The 16,980-nt window shown below is 36.0% G+C and carries 16 protein-coding genes and 1 pseudogene; 12 read left to right on the top strand and 5 right to left on the bottom strand.

The annotated features are described in order from the left end of the window. Window positions 1–45: 45 nt before the first annotated feature. On the bottom strand, window positions 46–585 hold the full coding sequence (locus L950_RS18895) for a tetratricopeptide repeat protein (RefSeq protein WP_021192435.1): 540 nt from the start codon (window positions 583–585) through the stop codon (window positions 46–48). 113 nt (window positions 586–698) lie between these two features. On the opposite strand from L950_RS18895, the pseudogene ung reads away from it, so the two are divergent. Beyond that, a pseudogene (gene ung / locus L950_RS18890) lies at window positions 699–1,372 on the top strand (uracil-DNA glycosylase). Window positions 1,373–1,381: 9 nt separating this feature from the next. On the opposite strand, the gene L950_RS18885 reads toward ung, so the two are convergent. Together L950_RS18885 and L950_RS18880 are read right to left on the bottom strand one after the other, a co-directional pair. Further along, a complete protein-coding gene (locus L950_RS18885) occupies window positions 1,382–2,380 on the bottom strand; it encodes a DUF6695 family protein (protein ID WP_021192433.1) in 999 nt (332 codons plus the stop codon). Between the two features lie 464 nt (window positions 2,381–2,844). Then, a complete protein-coding gene (locus tag L950_RS18880) occupies window positions 2,845–3,315 on the bottom strand; it encodes an Lrp/AsnC family transcriptional regulator (RefSeq protein ID WP_021192431.1) in 471 nt (156 codons plus the stop codon). A 341-nt stretch (window positions 3,316–3,656) separates the two neighbouring features. Here L950_RS18880 and sufB point away from each other — a divergent pair, with 341 nt between their 5' ends. From sufB to sufD, 3 genes are all read left to right on the top strand, one after another. Further along, the gene (gene sufB / locus L950_RS18875) at window positions 3,657–5,108 is read left to right on the top strand and encodes a Fe-S cluster assembly protein SufB (RefSeq protein ID WP_021192430.1); all 1,452 of its coding nucleotides are present in this window, start codon (window positions 3,657–3,659) and stop codon (window positions 5,106–5,108) included. Between the two features lie 69 nt (window positions 5,109–5,177). Further along, window positions 5,178–5,936, top strand: coding sequence for a Fe-S cluster assembly ATPase SufC (gene sufC, locus L950_RS18870; RefSeq protein WP_021192429.1), 759 nt, complete (start codon window positions 5,178–5,180; stop codon window positions 5,934–5,936). A gap of 58 nt (window positions 5,937–5,994) precedes the next feature. Beyond that, complete coding sequence (gene sufD / locus L950_RS18865) at window positions 5,995–7,296, top strand: Fe-S cluster assembly protein SufD (RefSeq protein WP_021192428.1); 1,302 nt, start codon at window positions 5,995–5,997, stop codon at window positions 7,294–7,296. 78 nt (window positions 7,297–7,374) lie between these two features. Here the strand turns inward: sufD and L950_RS37460 are convergent, their stop codons facing one another. Together L950_RS37460 and L950_RS18860 are read right to left on the bottom strand one after the other, a co-directional pair. Then, window positions 7,375–7,524, bottom strand: coding sequence for a PH domain-containing protein (locus tag L950_RS37460; protein ID WP_410528141.1), 150 nt, complete (start codon window positions 7,522–7,524; stop codon window positions 7,375–7,377). Continuing rightward, the gene (locus L950_RS18860; RefSeq protein WP_021192427.1) at window positions 7,500–7,790 is read right to left on the bottom strand and encodes a hypothetical protein; all 291 of its coding nucleotides are present in this window, start codon (window positions 7,788–7,790) and stop codon (window positions 7,500–7,502) included. The genes L950_RS37460 and L950_RS18860 overlap by 25 nt, the downstream gene beginning before the upstream one ends. Window positions 7,791–8,169: 379 nt before the next feature. Here L950_RS18860 and L950_RS27020 point away from each other — a divergent pair, with 379 nt between their 5' ends. From L950_RS27020 to L950_RS18840, 8 genes are all read left to right on the top strand, one after another. Beyond that, on the top strand, window positions 8,170–8,505 hold the full coding sequence (locus L950_RS27020; protein WP_021192425.1) for a hypothetical protein: 336 nt from the start codon (window positions 8,170–8,172) through the stop codon (window positions 8,503–8,505). Beyond that, the gene (locus L950_RS27015) at window positions 8,442–9,404 is read left to right on the top strand and encodes a sensor histidine kinase (RefSeq protein WP_197086551.1); all 963 of its coding nucleotides are present in this window, start codon (window positions 8,442–8,444) and stop codon (window positions 9,402–9,404) included. Before L950_RS27020 ends, L950_RS27015 begins: the two co-directional genes overlap by 64 nt. 159 nt (window positions 9,405–9,563) lie before the next feature. Continuing rightward, window positions 9,564–10,910 carry a DUF5117 domain-containing protein gene (locus L950_RS34015; RefSeq protein ID WP_231577439.1) on the top strand — a complete coding sequence of 449 codons (1,347 nt, stop codon included), beginning with the start codon at window positions 9,564–9,566 and terminating at the stop codon, window positions 10,908–10,910. Continuing rightward, entirely contained in the window at window positions 10,859–12,178 is a 1,320-nt protein-coding gene (locus L950_RS34010) for a zinc-dependent metalloprotease (RefSeq protein ID WP_231577438.1), read from the top strand. The genes L950_RS34015 and L950_RS34010 overlap by 52 nt, the downstream gene beginning before the upstream one ends. A 24-nt stretch (window positions 12,179–12,202) precedes the next feature. Beyond that, entirely contained in the window at window positions 12,203–12,352 is a 150-nt protein-coding gene (locus L950_RS34005; protein ID WP_231577437.1) for a hypothetical protein, read from the top strand. Window positions 12,353–12,402: 50 nt separating this feature from the next. Then, on the top strand, window positions 12,403–13,065 hold the full coding sequence (locus L950_RS34000) for a TonB-dependent receptor plug domain-containing protein (protein WP_231577441.1): 663 nt from the start codon (window positions 12,403–12,405) through the stop codon (window positions 13,063–13,065). Further along, entirely contained in the window at window positions 12,963–15,545 is a 2,583-nt protein-coding gene (locus L950_RS18845; protein WP_316930700.1) for a SusC/RagA family TonB-linked outer membrane protein, read from the top strand. The genes L950_RS34000 and L950_RS18845 overlap by 103 nt, the downstream gene beginning before the upstream one ends. Before the next feature lie 11 nt (window positions 15,546–15,556). Beyond that, window positions 15,557–16,876, top strand: a complete 1,320-nt coding sequence (locus L950_RS18840) for a RagB/SusD family nutrient uptake outer membrane protein (RefSeq protein WP_021192423.1) — start codon at window positions 15,557–15,559, stop codon at window positions 16,874–16,876. Window positions 16,877–16,980 lie beyond the last annotated feature (104 nt).

The raw sequence follows: 16,980 nt of genomic DNA, 5'->3' as shown, positions 1-16,980 counted from the left end.
TGTTCAATTATAATTGAACAGCCGTTTCTATATAAATTTAATAACTTATCTGCTGTATCGAATTTGTTGGCGATCCATCATACCCATTTGATCTTTCATCATTTTGATTTGATCGGCCAATAATTTACTCTTATCTGCTTTTTTAGCTTCCTGTAAATATTTCTCTGCCTCACGCTTATTACGTTTTGCCATTGCGATACCTGCTAAACTAAGTTTTGCTAGTGCAATATTGTGATCCATATGAAGACCTAATGTCAATGCCTTTTTGAAATATTTCTCAGCTTGCATAGGAGCACGTTGCGATTCGATCAGGCCGATTAACATATTGTAATAGCCATATTGAGCCGGAATTAACTGCTTTTCATAGTTTGTGATTTTATTTAACCATTTTTCAGCTTTTGGCATATCTTGCTTGCGAAGAAACCATTGCGCCAATAACATATATTCATGGAAGAAAACTGTTACAAATCCGATTATTGTTAAGAATATTCCTAAAATACCCCATCCCCATTGGCCAATCCAAAATAAAGCAACTGTTCCGATTAATAGCACACTGCTAATAATAATTCTTACAAGATTTGACATAAGTCTATATTTAATGTAAATGTATATCGAGTTTAATTTTGCAAATATCCGTTAAATTGTGCGCTAAAGCAACTTGTTTTAGTTGTTATTTTGTAAAATTGTATATTTAGAATATGGGAAAACGTTTTGATAAATCTTGGGAACCGATTTTAGGCCCACTTTTAGGTCAGTCTTATATGGTTGATCTATCTTTTTTGTGCAACAAGCAGGAGATAATGGACAAGTATTTCCTCCGCAAGATCTAGTATTCAATGCATTTCGATTAACAACTTTTGATTCGCTTAAAGTAGTGATTCTGGGACAGGACCCTTATCACAACGATGGTCAAGCTCACGGTCTGGCATTTTCGGTTCCTGATGGCATTGCATTACCGCCATCCTTAAAGAATATTTTTAAAGAATTGGAAACAGATATTTCGGAATTTAAAATTCCGAAATCAGGAGATTTATCGTATTGGGCCAAGCAGGGAGTTTTATTATTGAATGCTACACTTACAGTCAATGCACATCAAGCTGGATCACATCAGAAAAAAGGTTGGGAAAAGTTTACAGATCAAGTTATTCAGGCAATTTCAGAAAATAAAGAAGCTGTAGTCTTTTTATTATGGGGTGCATATGCACAGAAAAAAGCGACCCTAATAAACGCTCAGAAACATTTGGTTTTGACAGCAGTACATCCATCGCCCTTATCTGTTTATCGCGGATTTTTCGGATGCAGGCATTTTTCTAAGACAAATGTCTTCTTACAGCAACATGGAGAAAAACCGATTGACTGGAAATTGATCTAGTTATCCATCTCAAGCAGTCATTACTTCCGCTAGTAACGATTGCAGTTCTTGAGTAGAAATATGATGGAGATGGTTTATTTTGATTTTTCGTTGCTTATAAAGCACATGTGTCATTTGAAGATGGCTGTCATAAGTTATTTTTAGATCTTGCAAACACGTTATTCTTTCTTCAATCTCACCGATAATCGCATATTCAAAAGTGCCGATTATGGTAAACCGCTGTATGAGCAACTGATTGTTTCTAAGCAACGATAGATCAAACCAGGCTCCTTCACCAACGCCACCGAGATATTGAGAACTCTCAGGGATATGAAGAGGTTTATGTTTAGATAACATGCTTCCGATACTGATGTCTTCAGGCAGTAAAGCAGCTTGTTTGCTGTATACGTTTTCACTTAGCTTTTTAATCAAGAATAAGAGTGATTGAACACGAGACATTCTGAAATTCTGCAATCCATATTCTGGAGAATAACGGTAAATCATTTTGTTCTCAGCAGAATTCACAATATTGCTGATCGGACTAGCTTTAATAGTTTCTGGAAAATTAATCGGATGAGACCAGCAAAATTGGCGTGAAGAAGCAAATAGTAGCCGTGTAATGAAACGAGAGCAGTTATTGTTTCCTTTTGCCACTGCTCCGTAAGGATAGGAACCTTTCTGTACCCATTTATCTGCAAATGCTTTTGCATGGTCAAAGTTAAGTCCTTTGACAATAGAGAAGAAAAGTTCACCACTTCCCTGCATAGCAGGTTTCATATCTTCAAAATGAGCAACGATAGCCTCTAAGTTTGAAATCTCCCCATTGTTGAACGTCGCTTTGATACTGATTGATAAAAGAGGGTCTGACTCTTTTGATCTTGTTCGTCCATAACCTCGTGGAGAGATATATCTGCCAAAATCATAATAAAACAAATCGCCTGTTTTTGAGGAAATGATAACAACACCAGTATGTCCAACCTTAAAATTTAAATTCTTAACGATCCCTATTTTTTGAAAAACATCATCCATTTTTCATCACCTCTTATTGTGGCATCTGGCCAAGAAAGAATAAGTGCAAAATCAGGATATGGTGTAATACTATCTGTCATAACTGTCTTGTAAAGATAATAAATATAATTTATTGCCTTCTCTAATGCTGCCACATGCGAAAAATAGTAATTATGAATAACTATTTTTTCACAGTTTTATTTATGATAAATTCATTATCAACACGTAACCTTAATCTACTTTTATCAGTCAAGTATATTAGAAAGAATATGGTATGTCAATTAAAGTAGTTATTAAGTAATGAATGGAAAGCAAAATAATTGGTGCTAAAATCGAGCCGATTTTTAAGTGGGACAGCAGATTGTCCGCTAAATTGAAAATCTTTAAGATAGATTATAAAGGAAATTAATCCAAAATAGGATGTATATATACGATGAAGAACATTGCCCATCAGCAGCAAGCAAAATGGACAATGTATTTATTCATTAATATTCCAAAGGAATAATAGGTTCTTTTTTACTTGTGGACATTATCATCATGGTCTGGAAAGTTTTTACAAACGGAATCTTAGCTATTTTTTCCATAATTACAGCTTCATATGCTTTAATATCCTTAACATATACTTTAAGCATGAAATCACAGCTTCCTGTTACGTGATGACATTCAGTTACTTCGGGAATCATTTTAACTGCTGCTACAAATTCTGGGATAGCATTGTGTGTATGAAAATCCAACGATATTTGTATGAAAGATTTGATTCCTAATCCTAATTTTTCTTCATCAACAAATGCGTGGTAACTCTTTATAAATCCCGAATTTTCAAGTTTTCGTACTCGTTCCAATGTTGGAGCGGGCGAAAGTCCGATGCTTGAAGCTAGTTGCAGGTTGGTGATACGTCCGTTCTCCTGTAATAATTTTAGGATTTTTAAATCTGTTTTATCTGGCAAAAATGGCATATTCAACTATTTTTATTGGTGATATTCTGTAAATATACACAATTGTTCCAAATTTAATTTGGTGTTGTAGTGTGTTTTTGATTTTTAATTTTTTGTATAATCAAAAACAATATTTTCAACGATATGATATAGATTTTTATTATGGTAAATCATTTGTTTGTAAAAAAAGAGGTACCTGTTAAGCTTAGAGTGCGTAAAAAGTGACATTCATCACTTTTTTATCAAAATGGGCGCTTAAACTACTAAAAGTAACGTTTTATTGGCATGTAAATCGTAACTTTGTCGTTCAGAAGATTGTGGGTTTTACCTGAATGCAATTTTTTAAACCGTGAGAGCGAACTATGAGTACTAAAGACGACGATTTACTAAAAGAGCTGGAGCTCGAAGAATATAAATACGGGTTCACAACAGACATCGAAATGGAATTTGCGCCGATTGGTCTTACAGAAGACACCGTGCGTTTTATTTCAGCTAAGAAAAACGAGCCTGAATGGTTATTGGAATGGAGATTAAAAGCATTCCGTCATTTTCAGACCTTAAAAATGCCGAAATGGCAAAATTTCGAAACACCAGAGGTTGATTTTCAAGGCATTTCCTATTATGCGGCGCCAAAGGCAAAACCGCAATTAAACAGTTTAGATGAAGTAGACCCTGAGTTATTATCTACATTCGCTAAGCTTGGAATTCCTTTGGACGAGCAGAAAATTTTGGCAGGTGTAGTGGCCGTAGATGCTGTATTTGATTCAGTATCTGTGAAAACAACTTTCCGTGAAAAATTAAAAGAACAAGGTGTTATCTTTTGTTCTTTTGGAGAAGCTGTTCAAGAGCATCCTGAATTGGTTAAAAAATATTTAGGATCAGTTGTTCCTCAAACAGATAATATTTATGCAGCATTAAATTCAGCGGTATTCTCTGATGGGTCTTTCGTGTACATTCCGAAAGGCGTTCGTTGCCCAATGGAATTGTCTACTTATTTCCGTATCAATGCACAAAATACAGGTCAATTTGAACGTACATTAATTGTTGCTGAAGAAGGCGCTTATGTCTCCTATTTAGAAGGTTGTACAGCTCCTATGCGTGATGAAAATCAATTGCACGCAGCAGTAGTCGAATTAATTGCAGAAAAAGACGCTGAAATAAAATATTCTACCGTTCAAAACTGGTATCCTGGTGACAAAGACGGTAAAGGTGGTATCTTCAACTTCGTTACAAAACGTGGTATTTGTAAAGGTGATAATAGTAAAATTTCCTGGACACAAGTAGAAACTGGGTCAGCAATTACATGGAAATATCCAGGTGTCATCTTAAAAGGCGATAATTCGGTTGGTGAATTTTATTCGGTAGCAATGACCCGTAATATGCAAGTCGCAGATACAGGTACCAAGATGATTCACATCGGAAAAAATACCAAATCAAAGATTATTTCTAAAGGTATATCTGCAGGCAAAAGCCACAACAGTTACAGAGGTTTGGTGAAAATCGGACCAAATGCAGATAATGCAAGAAACTTTACACAATGTGACTCCTTACTAATCGGAGACCGTTGTGGTGCACATACGTTCCCTTATATTGAAAATCGTAATAATACAGCAACTTTAGAACATGAGGCTACCACTTCAAAAATAGGAGAAGATCAAGTCTTTTACCTAAATCAACGTGGTATCGATTCGGAGAAGGCAGTAGGATTAATTGTCAATGGTTACGCAAAGGAAGTATTAAACCAGTTACCGATGGAATTTGCTGTTGAAGCACAGAAGTTGTTGGCGATTTCGTTAGAAGGTTCAGTAGGATAGATAAAAAAATAGTTGCAACCAGAGTACTTGTTGAAAGTACCATGCGCAATACACAATACTAATAAAGAAATGTTAAGTATAAAAAATTTACACGCGTCTGTAGACGGCAAACAAATTTTAAAAGGTTTAAATCTTGAAGTAAAAGCAGGTGAGATTCATGCAATCATGGGGCCCAATGGTGCTGGTAAAAGTACTTTAGGAAATGTTTTAGCTGGTCGTGATGCGTACGAAGTGACAGAAGGTGAAGCTTTATTGGACAACGTTGATCTATTGGATTTATCTCCAGAAGATCGTGCTCGTGAAGGGCTGTTCTTAGCTTTCCAATATCCAATTGAAATACCAGGAGTATCGAACATTAACTTCTTGAAAACAGCAGTTAACGATATTCGTGCATATAAAGGTCTGCCTCCGATGGAAGCAAAAGAATTCTTAAAAACAGTGAAAGAAAAGCAACAGTTGGTAGAATTCTCTGCGAACTTGGCTAACCGCTCATTGAATGAAGGATTCTCAGGTGGTGAGAAAAAAAGAAATGAGATCTTCCAGCTGGCCATGTTAAATCCTAAATTATCTATTTTGGATGAAACAGATTCAGGTTTGGATATTGATGCTTTACGTATCGTCGCAAATGGTGTTAATCAATTGCGTTCTAAAGATAATGCTTTTGTAGTTATCACGCATTACCAACGTCTTTTAGATTATATCGTGCCAGATGTTGTTCACGTATTATACAACGGACGTATTGTAAAATCTGGTCCTAAAGAATTAGCTTTAGAATTAGAAGAAAAAGGTTACGATTGGTTAAAAGAATTAGACGCACAAAACGCATAATTACACAGATCTTGTGAAAGAATAGAGGTGTTAATTAGCGATTTGATTAAAATATAAAATGAATACATTAGTTTCAGAATCATTACTTCAACAAGTGTTGAGCAATTTTCAAGAGCAAGTAGCGGAGCCTGCTTTTTTGTCGGCAATACGTCAGCAAGCTTTTGATCGCTTCTCAGCAGTTGGCTTTCCAACGGTGAAAGACGAAGAATGGAAATATACCAATATTCATAAGCTTATCGATCAATCATATGTATTGAATTCGGATGTGGATATTGAAGGATTAGATTTTAGTGCTGGTGAAATTCCAAATCTGGATGCACACCGCATTGTGTTGGTTAATGGTCAATACATGCTGTCATTCTCTTCTTTAGAAGAAGAAAAAGGCCTTATCGTGAAAACGATGGAGGATGCTGTAGAAGAACCTGCTTTCCAAGCACATTTTGCACAACATGCAGACAAAACTAGTAATCCTTTCGTAGCATTGAATACAGCTGGTTATACAAATGGTGTTTTTATTGCACTTGCAAAAAATACCATATTAGCTAAACCGATCCATATTATCCATGTTGCGACAGGTACAGAAGATTTCTTTTCACAGACACGTAATTTAATCGTCCTGGAAGCAAATGCTGAAGCAGAGATTATCGAGTCTTATATGACTGTTGCTGGCGCCGCTAAAAACATTCAAAATAAAGTATCAGAGATCATTGTCAAAGAAAACGCTAAAATGCAACACTACTATTTGCAAGTAGCGGAATCTGCGAGTAATTATTTCAATCATACGGAAGTATATCAAGAGAAATATAGCTTATACAATAACTATAACTGTAATTTTCCTGGAGCAGCTTTTATAAGAAATAATATCAACGTACGTCTTGACGCTGAAAATGTAGAAAGCCACTTATACGGTATCAACTTGACAGATGATAAACAGTTGGTTGATAACCACACAGAAGTGGATCATATGAAACCACATTGTGAATCATACGAATGGTATAAAAATATTACGCAGGGAGAATCTGCAGCTGTTTTTAATGGTAAGATTTTCGTACGTGAGGATGCTCAAAAAACAAATGCATTTCAACAAAATAATAACTTGTTGATCTCAGATAAATCTGCAGTTTATACGAAGCCTCAGCTTGAAATTTTTGCTGATGATGTGAAGTGTTCACACGGTTGTACAATTGGACAATTTGATAACGATGCCTTATTCTATCTAAGAGCTAGAGGTATTGGTGAAGAAGCTGCTCGTATCTTATTGGTACATGCATTTGCATTTGATGTAACGACTCGTTTCTCGAATGAGGTTGTTCGTCAATATGTCGAAGAATTAGTTGAAGAAAACTTAACTAGTAAATAGGTTAACTTCCTAGGTGCAATAAAATACTAGGTGCAATAAAATAAAAGCGTTTGAGCTCTAATTCAAACGCTTTTATTTCTAAATAATTTCAAGATCTGGATTTACTTTTAGTAATTCTTGTATAAATGAATCCTCAGAACGAGGATTTACAAAAACATCATCATATTTATTGAAATATATAACTAAACCCTTTTGGTAAGGATTTAAAATGTGGTAAATTCCTCTGATTTGGTTTCGCTCAATTTTTCTAATGTCATCAATAGAGATGGCTTTTTTTCTAGAAAATTACTGAGTAGTAGAGAACGATCTGCAATCTGGTACTTCGGAAATATAAAAATAATGTACCAGATTAATCCGAGAAATAGAGTTGAAATTAGTGCACCTAGAAAAAATCCTTTATTGATATTTTCATAGTAATTGAAAGTAAGTAAGGTGATGATGCTAAGTAACCAAACGTAGGCTCCTTTACCAATTTTCGCGCTGTAACTCTTCATAATTAAGTATTTTCTGGTTTAGTTACTTGTAATATAGTGAATTTTTCATTTTAATACAAGTAGGTGCTTTTTTCTAAATGCTACATATATAATTTTTAAGCTTGTTAAGCAATAATTTCTTTTTGTTGATGAATAAATATATAACTTCATTTTATTTTAAACGTAACCGTTTTATAATCTTAGGGTTATCGCTATTTGTGATAGTTTCGATCTACGTCTTGATGTTTCGAGTCATTGACCATAGGTTACACACATTAAACAAAAGGATTTTAAAAGAGATGTCATTTGAGAAATCGCAATTAGTTCAAAAAGAATTCGATGATTTTGATCGTGTTTTCCATTTGATGGGGCTTGCTGCTGATGAAGGACAGCAAAATTCATGAATAAACTGATTGATCAAGACAGTGTGCGACAGTTTCTCATTGCCTACACGTATTGGAGATCTGATGGTCTCCATTTTTCAAAAAATCTGGAATGGTATGCCGATCCGAAGGCTATAGATCCCGTGATTAAGAGTACAGCATTACCAGAAGATTTCAGAAGAACAAAATTTATTAAAAGTGAAAAAGGGATGTATTTACATGTTTATGTCCCAACCGATGAGGGAGTTCTTCAGCTGACGTTAGATCTGCATAAATTGAACGCTTATTTTTGGGCTGGAAATCCAGGTACCCGGCATATTTTGAAGTATATGATGCCAATGGAATATGTTTGATTTATCCTGATGAAAAACAAATAGGAAAAAAAAGAATAAAGAGCTGGAAGCAATATCCTGTGAAAAATAATCTGGTCATGTCAGACTATATTCTGATGGAAGTTCTGTTGGATGAATATAAATTCAAAGGAACATTTGAAAATAATCGATTATTTGTGAATGTGCTATTGATGCTGACAGAAGATGATGTACGTGATATTAGTAACAAGACATTCCTTCTAGGTGCTATAGGTATTGCTACCATGTTATTTTTTATGTTTTTGCTTGACATTCAAAATAGAAAAGCGAAGCGATTGCGGCTAAAAAATCTGGAATATCAAAAAGAAGATGCTTTGCTTCGCTTTGAAAATTTGAAACGGAAAGTAGATCCACATTTTCTGTTTAATGCTTTGGGATCCCTACAGCAATTAATTGGCAAAGATCCGGCTCAAGCAAAAGTTTTTGTTGGGAAGATGGCAAAAGTATACCGGAAGTTTTTAAGTGGTGATGAGTCAGGTCTAGCAACGATAAGAGAAGAATTGGCACTTGCAGAGGAATATTTTTTCATGCAAAAAATACGTTTTGGAGATACCTTAAGTCCATTGAAAATCAACGTCACTCCAGAGGTCATGCCCTTATTTATTCCGAAATTCAGTTTGCAGATTTTAATTGAAAATGCCATCAAACACAATGAACTTCGTAAGGAGCAGCCATTATCAATTACGATTGAAGAGCAGGAAGGAAGATTGGTCGTTCGTAATACTGTATTGTTCAAAAACCCGGATATGGACGCCGCAGGTTATGGAACCAAAATGATAGCACATGTTTACGATTTTTACCAGGTACAAGGGTTTGAAATCCAGTATCATGATGCTGATTTTATTGTATATCTACCATTCATCCATATTGACAGTCGATAAAGATAAAATAATAATTTAAGAGCACTGGAATATTTCTTCCAGTAAAACTGCGGATTCACTCCTGAAATTGACGCCTTCACTCTGATTCGCTTTTTGGAACCATAATATATTGGCATCTTCACCACCCTATATCTATGAGTCCTATTTTAATTTAAACAAATGAATAATCTGCCTTTCAAAAGAAATTCAGCATTAGCAAGCTTTGGTTTCTTTTCTATTTTCATTCTCAATTCTTGTCAGCTGCTCAGTCCTCTAGGCTTAGGTAAAAAGAAAGATGTTGTCGCTGATTCCACAAAAAAGGATTCTGCTTTAGTTTACGACAAGTTTCTAAAAAATGCCAAAATTGATAGCGGGATTTTTAATGTTATTAATAAAGAGAAAGATTTCTTTTTCGAAATACCGGTTGAGAAACTGGATAAAGACTTTTTGTTGATCAATAAAATCTCTTCTGTACCCTTAGCTTTGAATGAAGCTGGCTTAAATAAAGGCATGAATTATGAAAATAAAGTAATACGTTTCTCCCTAAAAAAAGCGCGTAAAGAGATTTGGGCAAGTGAAATTAAACCTCAGGTAGAAGTACCTAAAGAAGATGCGATAGCACGCTCAGTCGCCGATAATTTTACAGCATCGTTTATTGAATCATTCAAAATTGAAGGCTATAATAAAGATTCATCGTCAGTAATTATCAAGATAAATAAAGTATTTGATGGAACTGAAAAAAGTTTCAACGATGTATTTACCAATATTGGATTAGGTACTGCTCCTAAAACAGCATTATCATTGATCGATCAGATGAAATCATTTGATAACAACATTGTAATTCGCTCCATATTATCTACACGTGTCACCGAAGGAAATGAATCCATTCCAATCAGTTTAACCATCACTAGTAATATATTAGAATTGCCTAAAGATGCAATGAAGCCACGTTTCTCAGATCCTAGGGTAGGTTATTTTACTACTCCACGCTGGTATTTTTCAGATAAGCAGCAAGAAATGGAGAAAAGAGAACTGGTAACACGCTGGCGGTTAGAGCCACGCGAAGAAGATGTGGAACGTTATTTAGCGGGCGAACTGGTTGTCCCAAAGAAACCAATAGTTTTCTATATTGATCCAGCTACTCCACAACAATGGCGTAAACAAATTATTGAAGGAGTACACGATTGGCAAAAAGCCTTTGAAGAGGCCGGCTTTAAAGATGCCATCATTGCAAAAGAAGTTCCAAAAGGAATGGACTTTGATATCGATGATGCAAATACATCAGCCATCACTTATGCAGCTTCTCCACAAGCCAATGCGATGGGACCATCAGTTGTAGATCCACGCACCGGTGAAATCTTAGAAGCAGATGTAATCTGGTGGCATAATGTGATGACTGCTTTAAATACCTGGATGCGTGTACAGACAGCACGATCGATCCATCTGTTCGCGGTAACATATTCTCTGATGAGAAAATGGCACATGCCATCCGCTTTGTATCATCACACGAGATTGGTCATACATTAGGATTGAAGCATAATATGGGATCGTCTTTTAGTTTCCCTGTAGATTCATTGCGTTCAGCTTCCTTTACACAAAAGATGGGGGGGACAGCAACGTCCATCATGGATTATGCCCGTTTTAATTATGTGGCTCAACCAGAAGATCAGGTACAGGCTATTACACCAGTGATTGGTCTATATGATAAATATGCAATTGCCTGGGCTTACCGATGGTACCCGAACAAGACAGCATGGGAAGAACTTCCATTGCTAAAAAAAGAGATTGAGTCGAAGCAGGACAATCCTTACTATTGGTACGGAGAGCAACAGGACCCTAAAAATACAGTTGATCCAAGATCGCAGTCAGAAGATTTAGGAGACAATGCCATGCTTGCTGGCACATATGGTTTGAAAAATTTGAAACGTATCATGCCTCAGATCATTAACTGGACAACTACTTCAGGTCAGGATTACTATAAAGCAGGTAAATTATATATGGCTGTTATTGGTCAATGGTATGCTTATGCAGATCATGTTTCCAATAATATCGGTGGTATCTATCTCAATAACCCTGTTTTAGGTGACGGTAAAGACGCATATGCACCAGTGCCGCGCCAGAAACAAATAGAAGCATTAGCTTACTTAAAAGAAAATGTTTTTACTTTGCCAGAATGGTTGTTCCGAAAAGAATTGATGACAAAAACATTCCCATTAAAAGATAGTCCAGTAGGTTCTTTCGAATATGCGCCTTATACATTAAAAAGAGAATTTCAATACAGCTTATTATATAATTTACTTCAAGATCAGCGCTTATTGCGCATGACCGAGATGGAACTACTTTTCGGACGTGCTCAAGCGTGGAGTGTAGAGGAATTTCTGAAAACATTACGTCAGGAGATATTTGCAAAAACTTTAAAAAAGCAAAACTTAGATATTGATGCCCGTATGTTGCAGCAGAACTATATCGATATATTATTGGTAACCAATAATAAAAGTATGGATAAGTTGAATACGAAAAAATTGTCTTTTGTAGATCAATTTATGAAAGTGGCTAAACCAGCGTTCTGTCCGATACATGCAACAGCACATACTAATTCTGATGAACATGATTTACGCAATGTGCATGTTTCAGGTATGAGCAGAACATCTGAAATGCTGACCGTGAAGCGAGCGGAATTAATCCAGATACAGAAGTTGTTGAAAGCAGCGCAGTCTTCAGGAGATTTTACCACTCAGGCACATTATCAGGACCTGTTAATGCGGATCAATAGTTCGTTAAATGTGAATAATTAACAAAAATCTATATATATAAAACAAATGAACAAATTCTTACTCTTTGTCATCTTTTCTTGCGTGCAACTTACTTCGTATGCACAAGAAACGATAACCCTAAAGGGAAAAGTGTTGGATAGCAAAACACAAACACCGATATTAGGTGCTACAGTTTTATTGAAAGCACAGCAGTAGGGGAATCTACGGGCGTAGTTGGTCAAATACAACAATCTGCATTGGGAGCAGTGACCGACAATGCTGGTAATTTTACGCTAACTGTACCGACGGACGTTAAATATTTTACGGTTTCCTTTGTAGGGTACCAAAATAAGCAAGTCCAGGTAGCAAAGGTATACAACACGATCTTTTTGGAGGCAACAGATAATGCTCTTGATGAAGTGATCGTAACAGGGTATACCAATATCAGTAAGGTCAAAAACACGACCGCTTATAATAAGCTGAAATTAGATGATATCAAGCAAACCGGTGTGTCTAGTGTTGACCAATTACTGGAAGGACAGGTAGCAGGTTTACAATTAAGCAATCTTAATGGTGGACCAAACAGTGCACCAAAGATTCGTATCCGCGGTACCGTATCCTTAAATGGAACACAAGATCCACTATGGGTAATTGATGGTTTACCGATCGAAGGAACTGCATTGCCCAATACTTTCGATAAAGATAATTTGAACAATCTGTCGAATTTACCGATTGCAGGTATCAATCCAGATGATATTGCGGATATTACCGTATTGAAAGATGCCGCGGCAACTTCAATTTATGCGCTAGAGCTGCCAATGGTGTTATCGTCATTACAACTAAAAAAGGTAAAAAAGGACCTACACAGGTTTCTGTATCGGCAAATAGTTTCGTTACGCAGAAACCTGATTTTACGAAACTCAACCTGATGAACGCATCAGAAAAGGTTGAGTTTGAATTAGGGATGGCCAATCGTTCGGATTTGACTTACCGTACTAACCAAGGCGCTATTGCTCGGTTGTTGAGTGCTAATAATGAATTAGATTCTTATCGTAAATTTGGTATAACGGGCCTTTCTAAAACAACACAAGATGCGATCAGTCAATTGCGCAGTCAGAGTCATAACTGGGGAGATGAATTGTACCGTACTGCATTAAATCAGCAATATACAGCAGCAATATCTGGAGGATCTGATGGACATGATTTTTATTTATCAGGTGGATTCTATGATGAACAAGCAGCTACCAAAGGGGTCGGAATGCGTCGTTATTCATTGACTTTAAATAATAACTTTAAGATCAGTAATAAGCTAAAGGCTGGTATCAATTTATTGGGATCATCTACAGATCGTAATAATTTCATTCAGGATCGTGATGCATTTACAAACCCCAATACCTATGCACGGACAGTTAACCCATATTTGACGCCAAGAGACGCACAGGGTAATTATGTGTATGACCAAGATATCGTAGGCTACGAAAGAGATACCTATATTCCTTTCAATGCTCTAGAAGAACGTGCAAATACAAATTATAATTTGAATAACAAAAGCTTAAAAGCGATTGCAAATTTAACCTATCAGATTTTGCCATCGTTATCTTTACGTACTGAACTGGGTTTGCAATTTGAAGAGTCAGGCACAGAGCGTTTCGCTGACAAGGAAAGTTATAATACAAGAAAGTTTAGGGCACAAACACGTTATTATGATAGTGCTTCAAAAACAAATAAGTATTTTTTGCCTGATGGCGGGCAAATCCAGAATGATAAGAACAGTATTTTTCAATACAACTGGAAATCTTTTGCTCAATACAACTTGAAATTCGATGATCACCATGATATTGAAATCATGGCAGGTACGGAGTTGAGAAGATCTAAAAATACGGGTATAATGACACGCGGTTTTGGTTACAATCCAAAAACATTGACAACTCAGCCTATTTTGTTCCCATCTAGTAATTATGCGACTGATAAAAAATATCAGCAATATGTTAAAACAATAGGTGAATCTTCTTATGCATCATTTTATGCAAATGCTTCATATAGTTATGATCGTAAATATAATATATATGGTAGTATCCGTTACGATGGCTCCAATATGTTTGGTGTAGATCCTAAATATAGATTCTTACCCATCTGGTCACTATCGGGATCATGGAATGCAAAAGAAGAAGATTTCTTGAAAGATCAGGAATGGGTTTCTAATCTGAAATTTCGTGGTTCTTACGGTATACAAGGTAATATTGATCGTAATTCATATCCATTTATTATCGGTACATATAGTAATGGATCTATGTTGCCTGGAAATAACGAAGAAAGCATTGTTGTTGACATGCCTGCTAATGATAAATTACGTTGGGAGCGTACACAGTCCTGGAATGCAGGTTTTGATTTCGGAATTCTAAAAAATAGAGTACAGTTTACGGTTGATTATTATAATCGTTTATCGACAGATCTAATTGGTACAAGTCAATTGCCATTAGAAAATGGATTCCCGAATGTATCACGCAACTGGGCATCTGTTAGCAATGATGGTATTGAATTCTCAGTTAATAGCCAAAATATCGTGCGTGATCGTTTCTCTTGGTCGACAGATTTTAATATTGCACATAACCGTAATAAGTTGAAACGTGTGATGGCAGATCCGACAGCTTACAATGTAGATGCGCGTGCAGGTAATCCGATCAATGCGATGTATGAAATTGAGACAGCTGGTTTGGATGCTGATGGTTTGCCTCAGTTCTACAACGATCAAGGAGCTGTCGTATCATATGAAGATTACTTTCAATTGTTTGATCCCTATGCAGATATGGCGCCGGGTCTTTTTGTAAATTCATCGATGAATAACAATGAATATCAGAATAAATTTAAATACAAAGGTAGTATGGACCCTAAATTTGTTGGTGGTATGACAAACAGGTTCCGCTATGCTAATTTTGATCTAGCTGTTTCAGTTGTATTTAATATTGACCAATGGATGAGACGTAGTCCAACTTATAATCCAGCCATTGTAGATCGCGGATCCAATTATACAAAAGATGTACTGCAGGCATTGACTCCAGGCTCAAAAGATTTTATTGCAATAGGTTCGACAAGCGCTGAAGCGAGTGATCGCTGGATGGCCTACAGCTGGATGGATGGTAACGATCCATCAAATGCTTTTAAATATTTAGATATCTGGTCTAAAAAGATGAGTTATTTACGTGTCAATAGCATCCGTTTAGGTTATACTTTGCCAAAATCAGTAGCAAATAAAATTCAGGCATCTAATATCCGATTTAATATAGAAGGACGTAACCTGTTTGTTTTTGGTAATAATTATGATGGATATTTTGATCCGGAAACGTTTGGTAATAACTATGCACAACCCATCTCCAAATCATTTGCTTTTGGTTTAACAGCATCATTTTAATTAAGATATCCATGAAAAAGAATTTATTATATATAGGATTGTTAGTTGGTGGGCTTTTAAGCACTTCTTGCAATAAATACTTAGATATACAACCAGTAGGAACTGTTGTTCCTACTACAGAAGCTGATTTTAGAGCTTTGATGTTTAGTGGCTATAAAGTTTATCCAGAACACAAATCATACTTAAACTTACGTACAGACGAGTTGTTATTGGATGAATTTTCTACCGATCTGGCAACATTGAAAGATCTTTATCTATGGAATGATCAAAATCCTGATCGCAATACTCAATCCATGGCTTGGGAAACGCTCTTTAAAAGTATTTTCTATGCCAATCACATCATTGCAGAAGCTAAAGACAAAGCAGGAGATACAGATGCTGTAAAGCAAATCCGTGCAGAAGCCTATTTGTTACGTGCTTATGCGCACTTTGAATTATTAAATACCTACGCTGATAATTATAATGCTGCAACAGCTGCAACAGATCGTGGCGTACCGATTTCGATAAAAGTAGACTTGGAGCAATTGTTTGCGCCAGCAACAGTAGAAAAAGTATGTGCCCAGATTCTGCAGGATATGGAAGACGCATCTGCTTTATTACAAGTTCAAGATCAGGCGACCAACGTAAAATACAGATTCAGCCGTCGTGCTTACGAAGCCTTTGAAGCACGTTTAAGATTATATCGTGGCGAATGGGAACTTGCAACCAAAGCTGCCGATAAAGGATTAGCGATTAATGCGAATCTAGAAAATTTAAACGAAGTCGGTTCAAAATTACCAAATGATTTTGAATCCAAAGAGATGATTCAGGCATGGGAAGAGGTAGGAAAAACGAATGTTTCTCGCTCAACTTATATTAGTCCATCTTTTATGGCTAAGTATAAAGCGGGAGATTTACGTGTTAATCGTTATTTTCAAAAATTAGGAAGTGACTATGTATCTAAAAAAGGGGGAGATAACCGCTTTAATGTCACGTTTAGAAATGCAGAGTTATATTTAATTAAAGCGGAAACAGCAGCGAGATTGGGACAAAAAGAACAAGCTATTGCAGCTTTGACTACGCTATTAAAAAATAGATTGACCGCAACTGCTTTTACAACAGCTCAAGTAAAATTGGCAACCCTATCTAATGCTGAACTGATTATGTTTATACTAGATGAGCGTGCTCGAGAACTTGCTTTGGAAGGATTGCGTTGGTACGATTTAAAACGTACAACACGACCTAAAATTGTACATAGCTATCAGTCTAAAGACTATACTTTAATTCAAAATGATCCACGTTATGTAATTCGTTATCCTAAAGAAGCGATATCAAATAATCCAGATTTATAAAATTAGAGCAATCTCATAAATTCCGATCCCCATTCTCGAAAGAATGGGGATTTTTTTTTAAATTCAGCACATGTTTAAAAAGATATTGATCGTAGAAGATGAAA

It is taken from the genome of Sphingobacterium sp. IITKGP-BTPF85 (assembly GCF_001006065.1).
GTDB lineage: Bacteria > Bacteroidota > Bacteroidia > Sphingobacteriales > Sphingobacteriaceae > Sphingobacterium > Sphingobacterium anhuiense.
This window is presented reverse-complemented; position numbering and strand designations above follow the sequence as displayed.

What these genes read in the sequence shown, in the direction of transcription:
- L950_RS18885 (WP_021192433.1), bottom strand. Translation starts at nt 2,380, where the DNA reads ATGGATGATGTTTTTCAAAAAATAGGGATCGTTAAGAATTTAAATTTT.
- sufC (WP_021192429.1), top strand. Translation starts at nt 5,178, where the DNA reads ATGTTAAGTATAAAAAATTTACACGCGTCTGTAGACGGCAAACAAATT.
- L950_RS27020 (WP_021192425.1), top strand. Translation starts at nt 8,170, where the DNA reads ATGAATAAACTGATTGATCAAGACAGTGTGCGACAGTTTCTCATTGCC.
- L950_RS34005 (WP_231577437.1), top strand. Translation starts at nt 12,203, where the DNA reads ATGAACAAATTCTTACTCTTTGTCATCTTTTCTTGCGTGCAACTTACT.
- L950_RS18860 (WP_021192427.1), bottom strand. Translation starts at nt 7,790, where the DNA reads ATGAAGAGTTACAGCGCGAAAATTGGTAAAGGAGCCTACGTTTGGTTA.
- sufD (WP_021192428.1), top strand. Translation starts at nt 5,995, where the DNA reads ATGAATACATTAGTTTCAGAATCATTACTTCAACAAGTGTTGAGCAAT.
- L950_RS18895 (WP_021192435.1), bottom strand. Translation starts at nt 585, where the DNA reads ATGTCAAATCTTGTAAGAATTATTATTAGCAGTGTGCTATTAATCGGA.
- sufB (WP_021192430.1), top strand. Translation starts at nt 3,657, where the DNA reads ATGAGTACTAAAGACGACGATTTACTAAAAGAGCTGGAGCTCGAAGAA.
- L950_RS18840 (WP_021192423.1), top strand. Translation starts at nt 15,557, where the DNA reads ATGAAAAAGAATTTATTATATATAGGATTGTTAGTTGGTGGGCTTTTA.
- L950_RS18880 (WP_021192431.1), bottom strand. Translation starts at nt 3,315, where the DNA reads ATGCCATTTTTGCCAGATAAAACAGATTTAAAAATCCTAAAATTATTA.
- L950_RS34015 (WP_231577439.1), top strand. Translation starts at nt 9,564, where the DNA reads ATGAATAATCTGCCTTTCAAAAGAAATTCAGCATTAGCAAGCTTTGGT.
- L950_RS34010 (WP_231577438.1), top strand. Translation starts at nt 10,859, where the DNA reads ATGGCACATGCCATCCGCTTTGTATCATCACACGAGATTGGTCATACA.